The 13,183-nt window shown below is 62.9% G+C and carries 12 protein-coding genes; 4 read left to right on the top strand and 8 right to left on the bottom strand.

What is annotated here, in order from left to right; all coding sequences use genetic code 11:
• Positions 1–3: 3 nt before the first annotated feature.
• The 4 genes from H6851_17310 to H6851_17295 form a co-directional block, all read right to left on the bottom strand.
• Positions 4–444 (bottom strand): hypothetical protein, encoded by a 441-nt coding sequence (locus H6851_17310; protein MCB9945363.1) that lies wholly within the window; start codon positions 442–444, stop codon positions 4–6.
• Positions 445–810: 366 nt separating this feature from the next.
• A complete protein-coding gene (locus H6851_17305; protein MCB9945362.1) occupies positions 811–1,764 on the bottom strand; it encodes a 50S ribosomal protein L11 methyltransferase in 954 nt (317 codons plus the stop codon).
• A complete protein-coding gene (locus tag H6851_17300; GenBank protein MCB9945361.1) occupies positions 1,761–3,989 on the bottom strand; it encodes a UvrD-helicase domain-containing protein in 2,229 nt (742 codons plus the stop codon). The genes H6851_17305 and H6851_17300 overlap by 4 nt, the downstream gene beginning before the upstream one ends.
• Positions 3,990–4,099: 110 nt before the next feature.
• Complete coding sequence (locus tag H6851_17295) at positions 4,100–5,872, bottom strand: chloride channel protein (GenBank protein MCB9945360.1); 1,773 nt, start codon at positions 5,870–5,872, stop codon at positions 4,100–4,102.
• 299 nt (positions 5,873–6,171) lie between these two features.
• On the opposite strand from H6851_17295, the gene H6851_17290 reads away from it, so the two are divergent.
• On the top strand, positions 6,172–7,443 hold the full coding sequence (locus tag H6851_17290; GenBank protein ID MCB9945359.1) for an iron-containing alcohol dehydrogenase: 1,272 nt from the start codon (positions 6,172–6,174) through the stop codon (positions 7,441–7,443).
• Positions 7,444–7,454: 11 nt separating this feature from the next.
• Here the strand turns inward: H6851_17290 and H6851_17285 are convergent, their stop codons facing one another.
• From H6851_17285 to H6851_17270, 4 genes are all read right to left on the bottom strand, one after another.
• A complete protein-coding gene (locus H6851_17285) occupies positions 7,455–8,297 on the bottom strand; it encodes a branched-chain amino acid aminotransferase (GenBank protein MCB9945358.1) in 843 nt (280 codons plus the stop codon).
• 136 nt (positions 8,298–8,433) lie between these two features.
• A complete protein-coding gene (locus H6851_17280) occupies positions 8,434–9,444 on the bottom strand; it encodes a L,D-transpeptidase family protein (GenBank protein MCB9945357.1) in 1,011 nt (336 codons plus the stop codon).
• A gap of 215 nt (positions 9,445–9,659) precedes the next feature.
• On the bottom strand, positions 9,660–9,920 hold the full coding sequence (locus tag H6851_17275; protein MCB9945356.1) for a hypothetical protein: 261 nt from the start codon (positions 9,918–9,920) through the stop codon (positions 9,660–9,662).
• 146 nt (positions 9,921–10,066) lie between these two features.
• Positions 10,067–10,585, bottom strand: coding sequence for a L,D-transpeptidase family protein (locus tag H6851_17270; GenBank protein ID MCB9945355.1), 519 nt, complete (start codon positions 10,583–10,585; stop codon positions 10,067–10,069).
• Positions 10,586–10,658: 73 nt separating this feature from the next.
• Here H6851_17270 and H6851_17265 point away from each other — a divergent pair, with 73 nt between their 5' ends.
• The 3 genes from H6851_17265 to H6851_17255 are packed head-to-tail and all read left to right on the top strand — an operon-like array spanning position 10,659 to position 13,056.
• Complete coding sequence (locus H6851_17265; protein MCB9945354.1) at positions 10,659–11,612, top strand: N-formylglutamate amidohydrolase; 954 nt, start codon at positions 10,659–10,661, stop codon at positions 11,610–11,612.
• Positions 11,561–12,703 (top strand): carboxylate-amine ligase, encoded by a 1,143-nt coding sequence (locus H6851_17260; protein ID MCB9945353.1) that lies wholly within the window; start codon positions 11,561–11,563, stop codon positions 12,701–12,703. Before H6851_17265 ends, H6851_17260 begins: the two co-directional genes overlap by 52 nt.
• Before the next feature lie 23 nt (positions 12,704–12,726).
• A complete protein-coding gene (locus H6851_17255) occupies positions 12,727–13,056 on the top strand; it encodes a DUF1244 domain-containing protein (protein ID MCB9945352.1) in 330 nt (109 codons plus the stop codon).
• Positions 13,057–13,183: the final 127 nt, after the last annotated feature.

Here is a 13,183-nt window from a genome sequence, read left to right as displayed (position 1 = left end):
GTCCTACTCCTCAACAGATCCACGGCCCCGTCGGGGTTCGTTTGCCTCCAGCCGGTCGCGCAACAGGTCACGCGCCGACTTGACCAGATGCAGGCGCAGGCGGCGATACCAGGCTCCGTCGCTTTCGGGGCCTTCCGACTGCTCCAGGTTTTCCATGATGTAGCTTGCGAGATTGAGCGCCTTGAGCGCACCTGCGTAGGTTGCGGGCTTGCGTTCCATGAGCCTGAGTTCGATCGGCCGCTGCAGATGCTCGGTGAGGAAGCTCCAGCCCTCTTCCGTCAGGCGGCAATTGTCATGAAAGACTTCGAGAGCCATCCATACGGCGACATAGTCGATGACCGGGTCGCCGCCGCGGTCCCGATGCGTGCGGGCGAGCTCGAGGACGTTATCGAGGCTCCGGTCGATCTCGTTGTTCGTGCGGTTGGCCTCTTGTGCCGCCGACATACTGCGTTTCCCTTGAACCGTTTGCGGTGTCGATATTTTTTACATTCTTTCGAATGCCGCGAATCGTCAACAATCAATTGCATCGACACTTGATTATTCAATTATAAGTTAACAGTAGGAAGTTAATTTTCGCTCAGTAAGCTCCATATTCTACTTGGAGCTTTTTTGTTTACATTTATGGGAACTCAAAAATCAACAGAGCCTCTCTCTCTAAAAGTGATAGATCTGGCACTGTTTTACATGTGGAGTGAAAATCTCTGGAATGTGGACCGACACTTTCGGAATGCAGATGCGCTCGGGTTTTCAAAGTGTCGGAATTTCGACACCTTGAATCAGCTGGCGAACATCTGGATATGTCGAATGTCGTCAGGTCTGACGACTGGTGACGGGACCGGGGCGACGCAGGATCAGCGTCGTCCATGGGGACAGATCAAGTCTGCCCACCAGTTGAAGCCCCGTCCGCACATGGGCCTCGATCACGGTATCGGCCTGCCGGTCGAGCAGGCCCGCAAGAATGGCGTGTCCGCCACGGGCCAGATGCCGTCGCAGGCCGGGTGCCATGGCGCATAGCGGGTCCGCGAGAATATTGGCGAAGACCAGGTCATAGGGGGCCGAGCGATGGATCAGGGCACTATCGTACCCATCGGCGAGCACGGTTCGGATGCGGTGTCCGACGGCATTCTGGCAAGCATTCTCGGCAGCCACTCGTACGGCGATCGGATCGTTGTCGCTGGCGACGATCGCTTCGCCGCGCCGCGCCGGGAGCGAGCGGGCGGCAGCGATGGCGAGGATCGCCGAGCCGCATCCCATGTCGAGAACGTGCTCCGGTCTGTGTCGGGTGAGCAGGTCTTCAAACGCCAGCAGGCAGCCGGACGTACTGCCATGCTCGCCCGAGCCGAACGCCATGCCGGGTTCGAGCAGGATGCCGGTCTTGTTCCGCGGAACATCTGCCCCACGTCCATGGCCGTGGATGACGAAGCGCCCGAGTTCGAGCGTCGAGCGCGGCATGCTGGCCTTGGCCAGCCAGTCCTCATGGGCGAGAAAGCTGAATTTCAGTTCCGGAACGTCGAGATCGTGCGGCTGGAGGATATCGCCAATTGCAGCAGAAAGCGTGTTTGCGTCCGGCTTGTCCTCGAACAGGAGGTCGACATTCCATGCGATGGTCTGCTCGTTCTCATCGGCTTCAGTCTCCATGATGGAGGCCGACAATGCCAGTTCCTCCAGTGAATCGAGCATGTCGAGTGCCGGAGCGTCGCCGAGCTTGAAAGTCGCCCGCCACAGGCCCTGCGGAGTCCTGCCGTTCTTGCGGTTGGTCGTCATGCTGCCTGCACGAAGCTGTCTATCACCTTTTTCGAACCCGCCTTCTCGAAGGCGATTTCGAGCTTGTTGCCCTCGATGGCCTCGACCTGCCCATAACCGAACTTGTCGTGAAAGATGCGGTCACCGACCTTGAAACGCCCGGCTTTCACGGCAGGGCGTACGGAAAGGGTTTCCGCCCGCCCGTCGATGACTTTCGCCAGTGCGGCCTTGCGGCTGCGATATCGGGCAACCTGCGGCTCGAACATGGCGTCGTCGAAAAGCGCCTCACGGTCCGGTCGCATGGCCGGATTGCGATGGAGATGCTCGACATGCTCGGCCGGTAACTCCTCGACGAACCGGGATGGCGTGCTGGTCGACCACTGATTGTAGACCTGGCGATTGGCGGCAAAGCTGATGGTGCAACGCTGGCGGGCCCGCGTGATGCCGACATAGGCGAGCCGACGTTCCTCCTCGAGCGCGGTACTGCCGCCTTCATCCAGTGAACGCTGGTTGGGGAACAGCCCCTCCTCCCAGCCCGCAAGGAACACATTGGCAAATTCCAGCCCCTTCGCGCCGTGCAGCGTCATGATCGTGACCATGTCGGCGTCGGGATCGCCCACCGTGTCCATCACCAGGCTCACATGTTCGAGGAAGGCGCGCAGGGTATCGAACTCCTCGATGGCCTTCACCAGTTCCTTCAGGTTGTCCAGCCGGCCCGGCGCTTCGGGGGTCTTGTCGGCCTGCCACATGGCGGTATAGCCCGACTCGTCCAGGACCGCTTCCACCAGTTCGCGCGGTTCCAGCCTATCAAGATCGGCCCGCCAGCGGTCGACCGCAGTCAGGAACGATTGCAGCGCGTTCCGGGTGCGGGTCGCCAGGTCATCGGTGGCGGCAAGACTGCGTGCCGCCTCGAACAGCGGGATGTCCGCGGCTCGTGCCGTCGCATGCAGCGTGCGCATGGCGGCCTCGCCGATACCCCGGCGCGGTGTGTTGATGATGCGCTCGAAGGCGAGATCGTCGTCACTCTGGGCTATCAGCCGCATGTAGGCGATGGCGTCACGGATTTCGAGCCGTTCGTAGAATCGCGGACCACCGACGACACGATAGGGCAGGCCCATCTGGTTGAAGCGATCCTCGAACTTGCGGGTCTGGAATCCGGCCCGCACCAGCACCGCCGTATCGGCCAGCCGTCCGCCCTTGCGCTGCCACGCCTCGACCTCCTCGCCGATATAGCGTGCCTCCTCCTCATCGTCCCACAGCCCTGCGATGCGCACGGGCTCGCCCTCGTCGTCCTCCGTCCAAAGGGTCTTGCCATGTCTCGCGCGGTTCTTCGCGATCAGGCCGGAGGCCGCGCCGAGGATATGACCGGTCGAGCGGTAATTGCGCTCGAGGCGGATGATATCGGCACCAGGGAAATCCTGCTCGAAACGCAGGATGTTACCCACTTCCGCACCGCGCCAGCTGTAGATCGACTGGTCGTCATCGCCCACACAGGTGATGTTCCTGTGCTTTTGCGCCAGTAGCCGTAGCCAGAGATACTGGGCGATGTTGGTGTCCTGATATTCGTCGACGAGAATGGCCCTGAAGCGCTTCTGGTAGTCCGCGAGCACGTCGGGATTGTTCTTGAGCAAGGTCAGGCCATGCAGCAGCAGGTCGCCGAAATCACAGGCGTTCAGTGTGAGAAGGCGCTGCTGGTAGGTCTCGTAGAGTTGTACCGAGCGGCCTTGTGCAAAGTCGCCGACCTCGGAGACCGGGACTTCCCCGGGCCGGTAGCCGCGATCCTTCCAACGCTGGATGATGCCGAGAAGCACCCGGGCAGGCCAGCGTTTCTCGTCCAGACTGGCTGCCTGCAACACCTGCTTGACCAGGCGCAGCTGGTCATCGGTATCGAGGATGCTGAACGACGGTTTAAGGCCCAGCAGTTCGGCATGGCGCCGCAGCATGCGCACGCCGATCGCATGGAAGGTCCCGAGCCACAGCCCCTCCACCGAACGGCCCAGCATGTGGCTGACCCGCTCGACCATCTCCCGTGCGGCCTTGTTCGTGAATGTCACCGCCAGCACCTCGTGCGGGCGCACGCGGCCGGTCATCAGGAGGTGCCCGAGCCTTGTCGTCAGCACGCGTGTCTTGCCGGTACCCGCTCCTGCGAGCACGAGAAGCGGCCCGTCATCGGCGGTGACGGCCTGCCGCTGTTCGGCATTCAGGGTCATGAGATAGGCGGCGTCGCCGCTGGACTGGGGTATCATCCCTCGAATTCATTCAGCTGGAACGTTTGGGTCCCTCATGAGTATACGACCGCGACCATCATGACCAGAGACGAGCGTGAGACCGGTGGCGATGACCGGCTGCACCGGCTTCACCCGCGCCCGTGTTCCTGGGCGCGGGCGAGCAGCAGCGCCTGGTTGTAGGCCCGGATGAGATCGGTCAGACGGACCTCGCCGACCACTTCGGGATCATCGCGCGACCGGACGACGGGAATGTTCTGCTCGTGCCGGCTCTGGCAACGGCGCAGGGCAGTCGCGAGATCGTCGTCGGGCGTCAGCACCACATCGCTGCGGCGGACGAGCCGCTCGGCGGTGATCGTCCGGTCGGGATCGTCCATGAAGGCGGCATCGGCGAGGTCCTCGAAGCTGATGGAACCCATCAGCTTGTGCTCGTCGTCGACCACGAAGATTGGCGCATGGCTGGCCCGGAAGCGCGCCTTGAGGATATCCAGGCTGGCCGTCCGGGCGACCAGTTCATGATCGTCGCGCATTACCGCCACGACCCGGCGGGCGCGTAGGAGTCCGAGTTCGTGCTGGCCATCGACCGAGATATCGCGTTGCGCGAGTTGCCAGTGGAAATAACTGTCTCCGTAGAACCGGCGGGTGATGAGAGCGGCCACCGACACCGAAGCCATCAGGGCGAAGGTGACGCCATAGTCGGTGGTCAGCTCGAAGATCATGATGATGGTGGAGATCGGCGCGCCGAGCGTACTGGCGGCGACCGCCCCCATGCCGATGACGGCGTAGACCGAAGGTTGCGAGCCGAGAGAGGGAACGAGTGCCGTTGCGACCGTGCCGAAGGCTCCGCCGGACAGTGCGCCGATGGCCAGGCTCGGCGAGAATATGCCGCCTCCCATGCGACTGCCGTGACAGAGCGAGGTGGCGACGATCTTGGCGATGGCAAAGGCGATGAGCAGGTTGAGCGGCGTTTCGTTGAACAGCGCGTGGTTCGTCATCACGTAGCCGATGCCCAGAACTTCGGGATAGTAGAGGGCGATGAGGCCCAGCAGCAACCCGCCGCAGGCGGGCTGAAGCCAGAAGGGTGTGCCCAGCCGCTGGTGGACGGACTGCACGAAGCCCATGCCGCGCATCAGCACGATTGCGGTGATGGCGCTGAACACGCCCAGGAGAATGAAGGCCGGCACTTCCCAGAAACTCTGGACCTGCTGGGTTCCGAGATCGAAGGCCGGGTTGTCGCCGATGTGCAGGCGGGTCACGATGGTGCCGATCAGACTCGATATCACCACCGGCGAGAATGCCCCCAGCCCGTAATGGCCGACCACGACCTCGAGCGCGAAGAAAACGCCGGCAATCGGAGCGTTGAAGGCGGCGGCCACCGCGGCGGCGACGCCGCATCCCAGCAGCGTGCGGCCGAGCGAAGGGCTTAGATGAAGCCAATGTCCGACCTGCGAGGCGAGGCCGGCACCCAGATGGACGATCGGACCCTCCCGGCCGACCGAGCCGCCGATGCCGATCGTGCACACGCTGTAGGTGGCGGCCGCCCAGATGCTGCGCCAGGTCATCCGTCCATTGCGCAGGGCACTCGCTTCGATGACATCCGCGACACCCTGTGGCCGGCCGTCGACGAACAGGAAACGGCTGGCGATGCCGAGGGCGAGACCGCCCGTTGTCGTGATCGCGATCAGGAGCAGGGGAGCCATTCCGGCGGCCGCGATCGGCATCTGCTCCTCGCGCACGCCGTAGATCGTCAGCGTGACGACATCGATCAGCAGGCGAAAGGCGATCGATCCGTAGCCGGCCGCGGCACCGACCGCGAGAGCGAGCACGGACAGGCGGATCTGGTCGTCGCCCATGCGATCGAGCAGGCGCCGCGCGGCGCTGGAGACCACGTTGACCGGCCTCATGACGGGTCGCGTCCTGTCCGTTCGTTCCGCGTTGGATGCATCGCCCTCAATTCCACTGCCGCGGGGACCATAGGACGCTTGGCGGGCGAGGTGAACCGCGTCAGTCCGGTCATCGGCCTCTCGACACCGTCTTGCGTGCCGTGCGATGCATGCATGCTACAGCCCGCCGCCCCTTGGGACGGTTGTCGTTTGGCGGTATCCGCCCGAAATGGCGGAATCGTGCCGTCTGCCAGGCGGGGCCGCTCCGGCGCCTGTATCCGCTGGAGGTTCATGAAGGCCGTGAAACGGGGAAGGACGCCATGTCGGAGCATGATCGAATTATCAATATCAGTCAGTCGCCGATTACCTTCGGTCGTGGAGCGCTGGTGGAGACCGGCGATATTGCCCGGTCGTTCGGGCTCACGCGTGTGCTGTTGATGACCGATCCGCATATGGCCGCGAGTGCACATGTCGATACGGTCCGGCATTCCCTGTCAGCGGCAGGTCTTCAGGTCGAGATCTATGCCGGTTGCGAAGTCGAACCCACCGACCGGTCGTTGATGGTTGCCAGCCGGGCTTTGGGTGACAGTAGTGCCGAAGGGATTGTCTCCGTTGGTGGCGGATCGGTGATGGATACGGCCAAGGCCGCCAATCTCTATGCGACACACCCGGCGGAGTTCCTCGACTATGTCAATGCGCCCATAGGAAAGGGAATCCAGCCGCCCGGGCCGCTGCGGCCGCATATCGCCTGTCCCACGACTTGCGGTACAGGCAGCGAATGTACCGGGATCGCGGTATTCGACCTTTTGTCGATGAAGGCTAAGACGGGAATAATGTCGCGGCGAATGCTTCCCGATCATGCGATCGTCGACCCCGATGCCACGGTTACCCTGCCGCGCACGGCGCTGACATCCACGGCCCTCGATGCCTTGTGTCATGCGATGGAAGCCTACACCTGCAGACCGGCATCAACCCGGGAAAGACCCGCAACGGCAAGCGCCCGGCCGATGACCCAGGGCGCCAACCGCTGGTCGGACGAGATCGCCGCCATCGCCATCCGCGGCATCGCCTGCCACTTCGGTCGTGCCGCGCTCGATCCCGCCGACGACGAGGCGAGGGAAGCGCTCATGTGGGCATCGACCATGGCCGGGACCGCCTTTGGCAATTCCGGCTGTCATGTACCTCACGCCATGTCCTACAGCGTCTCCGGCCTGGTTCGCGACTACCGGCCCGCGGATTATCCACCCGGTCCGCCGTTGATTCCTCATGGCCTGTCCGTCATCCTCAACGCCCCTGCCGTCTATCGCCTGACCGGCGCGGGCGCTCCGGAGCGGCATGCGCAACTGGCCGACTGGCTGGGGGCGGCGGATGACGGCGCTCCACCCGGCGAACGGGTCGCCCGATGGCTCGTCTCGATGATGAGGCTGGCGGGACTTCCCGGTGGATTGGCGGATATCGGCTACAGTCCGGCCGACATTCCCCAACTGGTGAAGGGTGCCCTGCCACAAAGACGCCTGCTGGACAATGCACCGGCAGCCATCGACCGTGCCCGGCTTGAAGATCTCTATGCCGAGGCGATGGTTCACTCCTGAGGAATTTCTACTCAGATGGGTGCCGTCGCGGCAAATTCCCAGTAGAGTTCGCGGGCTTTGCGGTAGATCGGACCCGCCTGCAGATCGCGATATTCGATACGGGTAATTGGTAGTACTTTTGCATAATTTCCCGTGGTGAAGATCTCATCTGCCGCTTTGATATCGTTGCGGGTGAGGGTGGTCTCCATGGCGGGAATGCCGGCATCCTGGAACAGTTTCAGCACGCGCTGGCGGGTGATGCCGTTGAGGAACGTCCCGTTGCAGACCGGCGTCATGGCGACGCCGTCGCGGGCGATCCACAGATTGGCTGTTGCCAGTTCGGCGACATTCCCCGAAGGATCGAAGGTGATGCAGTTCTGGAACCCGCGGGCGTTGGCGTCTTTCAGGGCGCGCTGCATGTTGGGATAGAGGCATCCCGATTTTGCGTCGGTGGGGGCAGCATCGCGCGCGGGTCGGCGGTAGGGCGAGAAGCACACCGACATCCCTTTTTCCTCGGGCATCGGCAGTTCGTGAATGGCCATGGCAAAGCGCGTGGAATTCGCATCCGGAATGACGAACCCTGTCGTGGCAAAGAACATCGGGCGAATGTAGACAGCCCGGTCAGGCGAAAATCTCCGCACGCCATCTCTTGCGATTTCAAGAATTTCGCCGGCGTCGATATCCGGTTCGAGCAGCAGGCTGCGTGCCGAGCGCACGACCCGTTCGCAATGCAGATCCAGATCCGGAGTCATGCGGTCGAATGCGCGCGCGCCATCGAACACCGAGCTTGCCATCCAGAAGGCGTGATCCATCGGCGAGAGGATGGGCGTGGTCCCGTCCTGCCACGCACCGTTGTAGAAAACCCAGCTCGACATTTCCCGTTCCTCCCTTGCCTGGCCGCCTGCGCTGCGCCTCATTCGGGCCGATTAGCATGGACGGACCCGTGCGGCCAGCCCCGTGCGGCTTCGGGATGGATCTCGGCGGACGCGCCCGCCGTCATTACGCCCGTTGTCAGTACAGTCCCGTGAATGCGCCGGGTACGGCCGCCGTTGTCGGACGTTCGCCGCCATCGTCGATGGCCACCCTGGTGTTGCCACGGGTGATCTGTGCCGGTATGCCGCGCCGCTCCATGAGCTCGGCCTCGACCACGTCCCAGTCGATGCGTGCTGCGGCATCGCCGGCCTTGGCGATGATCCGCTGGCGGATGTCGGGAGGAGGCTTGAGGCTGAAGCTGTAGGTGGCTTCGAGCTCGTCGAGCTGATCGATGTCGGGATGGGCCTCGATGAACAGTTCACCCCTGGACCAGCCGAGCTTGACCGGTTCGTTGATGACCTGGACCCTGGTGTTCGGACCGACCTTCCCGAACAGATCAGCGACGGCTTCGGGATACATGCGGATGCATCCGCGACTGACCCGCCGCCCAACGCCGAAGGGCTTGTTGGTTCCGTGGATCAGGTAGGTGGGCCATCCAAGGTAGATGGCGTGGCGACCCAGCGGGTTGTCCGGGCCGGGAGGAACCACGGCTGGCAGGTCCGGACGGTCCGCACGCGTGTCGGCGGTCGGTCGCCACGTCGGGTCCTTGGTCTTTCGCACGACCTGGGTGGTACCCACAGGCGTCCCGTACCCTTCCCGTCCCACGCCGATCGCGTGGGTTTCCACAACATCCCCGCGGAACAGATACAGCCGCAATTCGGCGAGATTGATGACAATCCCGCGACGATCAACTTCGGGCAGAATGTGCGCGGTCGGGAGAACAATCAACCGCTCCGCGCCGGGAACCCAGATGTCGACACCCGGATTGGCCGCGGAAATCGCGAGGATACCCAGGTCGTTCTTTTGGGCGACCTCGACCAGCACGGTCTTGTCGTCGGTGACCTGATAGGTGATGCTGCCCAGCAGGTCGCCGGATGGCGTTGCAACCGTGGCGAGAACCGGCGGTGAAAACCATAGCGCCAACAGCAGGGAGAGGCCGGTGCGATGGAAAAAGCCCAAGCCGGCATTTCCGGACAGTCGACCGATCATTGTCTTTCCTTCACGGCCAGGAACCGAAAAACCATGTCATCTCCTGATAACACAAAACCGGCGGAAGGCCGCCGGATCCGGATGACATCAAATCTGAGGCTATTTCCGGATATGCATGCCTGCAGGCCATGATCTCCGTCAGGCCAACCGGGCACACCGCCTCCGGCATGTCGCGGACCGTGCCCGAACATGCCGGATAAAGCGGTTGGACGAACCTACTTGCGCAGATTCGCGCGGAAGATGCGGTCGGCCTTTTCGCTGGCTACGTTCGCGTCCTCGGCCGCAGCCGCTGCGGCAGCCGAAGCCTCGGAAGCGGCAGACTGGGCAGCCGTGGCCTTGGCGTCGGCACTCTCGGCGATCGCGCGTACACTGGCGATTTCGGAACGCAACTGGTCGATATCGCTCTGATTGGAGCAACCTCCAAGGGCGAGGACCGAGCCGGCAACGGCAACCATGGCAAGTGATGAAAGTCTCATCGTTCTAAACTCCTTCACGCGGGCAGACCAAAAGCGCCATCCAACGGCAGCCAGGACGGAACGAGACCGCCATTTCGGGCAATCGGCCGTCGAGCGCGCAGTAATTATAGTGACATGTACCGACAGTTGAAGAGTGCATTATGGTGTCAGGGTCGGATCTCGATGGGTGTGCCCGGACGAACACTGTTCCAGATCACGTCCATTTCCTCGTTGGTGACCGCAATGCACCCTTCGGTCCAGTTGAACAGATAGTGTTCGGCACCCCAATGCTGCAGTTCCTCGGGAAGCCCGTGCAGCATGATCGAGCCGCCGGCCGGCCGGCCCAGCGAGCGGGCTTCCTGAATGTCGGCGCGATTGGGATAGGAGATGCGGATGGACTTGTAGAAGCGGCTGTCGCCTTTCCACTCGTCGAGCCAGTAGAGCCCCTCGGGCGTGCGGCCGTCGCCTTCATAGCGCTTGTCACCACGCGGTTGACGGCCAAGCGCCACGCGGAATGTCCGCACGACGGTCCCGCCCTTGAGCAGTTCGAGCAGGCGCTTGCGCTTGTACACCACGATGCGGTCGGCCTGGCCAGTCGGCATCATGGCCGACCGGGCAGGAGAAGCGAAGGGAAGAGGGCAGGCTGTGGCTAGGATCATCCCCTTGAGGAAAGATCGTTTGCGCATGAAAAGACGACTCCGGATCGGGAGAACCCCATGAAAGCACGTGCAGGTTAAGATCTGGTTAGCGCCGCGATGAATGCCGATCAAGCGCGATATCGGCACTCCGTCGCATGACATCGGCGATCGTCAACCGCCGTTGCACCGATCTGACGGCTTCCACGCCGGACGCGAAGGCGCTATCACTTCCGGCATGACCGAAATCGAGATCATCGAGGGCCGGCAGTCATCGCCGGTATTGCTCCTGTGCGACCATGCCGGCCATCGGGTGCCCGGCGGCATCCACTTCCTGGGGATCGGCGAGGAGCAGCTCCGCCGTCATATCGGCTGGGACATCGGCGCTGCCGACGTGACGCGCAGGCTCGCGGCCCGCTTCGGCGCCGCGGCCATCCTCGATCACTGTTCGCGGCTGGTCATCGACCCCAATCGCCGCCCCGGTTCGCCTACCTCGATTCCGCCCGTGAGCGACGGCTGCGTCATTCCCGGCAACGGTAATCTGTCCGCGCCGGAAGTATCCCGGCGGATCCGCGAGTATTTCCTGCCCTATCACCGGACCGTGGCGCGGCGGGTCGGGGCCATGCGCCGGGCGGGCATCGTTCCCGTCGTGATCGCCGTTCACAGCTTCACTCCGCGGATGAACGGTCTCGACAGGCCGTGGCATGTCGGCGTGCTCTGGCGGGGGGACACGAGACTCTCCGCTCCCGTGCTCGAAAGGCTGCACGCCCGCGGGGAGCTGATCGTCGGCGACAACCAGCCTTATTCGGGCCTGCACGAAATGGGTTTCACCATGGCCTTTCATGGTCAGCGGACCGGCTTGCCCCACCTGATGCTGGAAATCCGCAACGACCTGATTGCCGATCCGGGCGGTGCCGGGCATTGGGCAGGGGTCGTGGGCGATGTCCTGCAGCCGAGCCTTGATGACTCGAGCCCGAAGTCGCTCTATTCGGTCAGCAACGATGAAATTACCGGGATGCGAAAATCATGGCGGCACGCCAGCCTCTTCTCACCCTCGGAGTCGAGGAGGAATATCTGATCGTCGATCTCGAGACCAGGGAGCTTGCCACGGAACAGCCGGAGGGCTTCATGGATCGTTGCCGGGAAGCGCTCGGAGATCAGGTCACGCATGAGATGCTGCAGGCGCAGGTTGAAATCGGTACCTCGGTGTGCCGCAATGTCGATCAGGTCCGAAAGGAACTGGCCGGGCTGCGGCGAACCGTCTCCGATTGCGCCCGGGAATATGGTCTCGGTCTGATCGCCGCTTCGACCCACCCGTCCGCAAGCTGGCGCGACCAGAAAAGCGTCGATCTGGACCGCTACCGGCTGATCAGCGAGGACTTCCAGGCCATCGCGCGGCGCCTTGTCATCTGCGGCATGCATATCCACGCCGGCATCGACGACGACGACCTGCGCATCGATCTCATGAATCAGGCTACCTATTTCCTTCCGCACCTGCTGGCCCTCTCCACGTCATCACCGTTCTGGGAGGGTAACGATACCGGCATGAAGGCCTTCCGCCCGACCATCTTCGGCGACCTGCCGCGCACGGGACTGCCGGACGTCTTCGACAGCTACAGCGACTGGACGGAGATGCTGGACATCATGGAGCGCACCGGCGTGGTCAACGATGCGACCAAGATCTGGTGGGACATGCGGCCCAGCGTCAAGCAGCCGACCCTTGAGATGCGGATCTGCGACATGTGCACGAGACTGGAGGATTGCGTCACCATTGTCGCGATCTACCAGTCGTTGCTGTCCTTTCTCTTCGAGCTGCGCGCGGGCAACCGGACATGGCGCCGCTACCGCCAGATCCTGATCGAGGAGAACAAGTGGCGTGCCCAGCGGTACGGCGTGTTCGGCACGCTCGCCGACTATGGGCGACGCGAACTCGTGCCGTTCGGGGACCTGATGGAGGAACTCAAGGACCTGCTGCGTCCTCATGCAAGCCGTCTGGGTTGCCATGGAGAACTCGAACAGGTCGATGCGATCTTGCGCAGCGGAACCAGTGCCGATCATCAGATTGCCGTCTATAATGCGGCGCTGGAACGGGGCGCGGATGAGGCGCGGGCGCGACTGGAGGTGGTCGACTGGCTGCTTGAGGCGTCGCTCGAAGGAGTCCCCGCCTGAGAATTGTCAACAGGAGTGAAATGATGACCGCTCGCAACGATATCGAGACGTTGGACATGGCCACCCGGACCGAACTTGAGGCGGCAGCGTTCCGTCGGCTGGTTGCCCATCTTCGGGAACGTACCGATGTGCAGAACATCGACCTGATGAACCTCGCCGGGTTCTGCCGCAACTGCCTCTCGAAATGGTACAGGGCGGCGGGTGAGGAGCGGGGGGTGGAGCTGGACTACGCTGCCGTTCGTGAGACCATCTACGGAATGCCCTATGATACATGGAAGGAACGCTACCAGACCGAGGCGACCGAGGCGCAGACGCGGGCCTTTGCCGAATCGTCCCGCCCGGCTCACGACTGACCGGCTGCGGCCGGATCGGATGGATTTTCGATAAATTCCCGGCAAATGTCCCGGTCGTTCACCTTTTCTTAATCGATCGCGCCGACAATCCATTGTTGTAGTCAAGAATGTCTACAACTGAGTCGGA

It is taken from the genome of Geminicoccaceae bacterium (assembly GCA_020638465.1).
Lineage (GTDB): Bacteria > Pseudomonadota > Alphaproteobacteria > Geminicoccales > Geminicoccaceae > JAGREO01.
This window is presented reverse-complemented; position numbering and strand designations above follow the sequence as displayed.

What these genes read in the sequence shown, in the direction of transcription:
- H6851_17310 (MCB9945363.1), bottom strand. Translation starts at nt 444, where the DNA reads ATGTCGGCGGCACAAGAGGCCAACCGCACGAACAACGAGATCGACCGG.
- H6851_17305 (MCB9945362.1), bottom strand. Translation starts at nt 1,764, where the DNA reads ATGACGACCAACCGCAAGAACGGCAGGACTCCGCAGGGCCTGTGGCGG.
- H6851_17300 (MCB9945361.1), bottom strand. Translation starts at nt 3,989, where the DNA reads ATGATACCCCAGTCCAGCGGCGACGCCGCCTATCTCATGACCCTGAAT.
- H6851_17295 (MCB9945360.1), bottom strand. Translation starts at nt 5,872, where the DNA reads ATGAGGCCGGTCAACGTGGTCTCCAGCGCCGCGCGGCGCCTGCTCGAT.
- H6851_17290 (MCB9945359.1), top strand. Translation starts at nt 6,172, where the DNA reads ATGTCGGAGCATGATCGAATTATCAATATCAGTCAGTCGCCGATTACC.
- H6851_17285 (MCB9945358.1), bottom strand. Translation starts at nt 8,297, where the DNA reads ATGTCGAGCTGGGTTTTCTACAACGGTGCGTGGCAGGACGGGACCACG.
- H6851_17280 (MCB9945357.1), bottom strand. Translation starts at nt 9,444, where the DNA reads ATGATCGGTCGACTGTCCGGAAATGCCGGCTTGGGCTTTTTCCATCGC.
- H6851_17275 (MCB9945356.1), bottom strand. Translation starts at nt 9,920, where the DNA reads ATGAGACTTTCATCACTTGCCATGGTTGCCGTTGCCGGCTCGGTCCTC.
- H6851_17270 (MCB9945355.1), bottom strand. Translation starts at nt 10,585, where the DNA reads ATGCGCAAACGATCTTTCCTCAAGGGGATGATCCTAGCCACAGCCTGC.
- H6851_17265 (MCB9945354.1), top strand. Translation starts at nt 10,659, where the DNA reads ATGCCGATCAAGCGCGATATCGGCACTCCGTCGCATGACATCGGCGAT.
- H6851_17260 (MCB9945353.1), top strand. Translation starts at nt 11,561, where the DNA reads ATGGCGGCACGCCAGCCTCTTCTCACCCTCGGAGTCGAGGAGGAATAT.
- H6851_17255 (MCB9945352.1), top strand. Translation starts at nt 12,727, where the DNA reads ATGACCGCTCGCAACGATATCGAGACGTTGGACATGGCCACCCGGACC.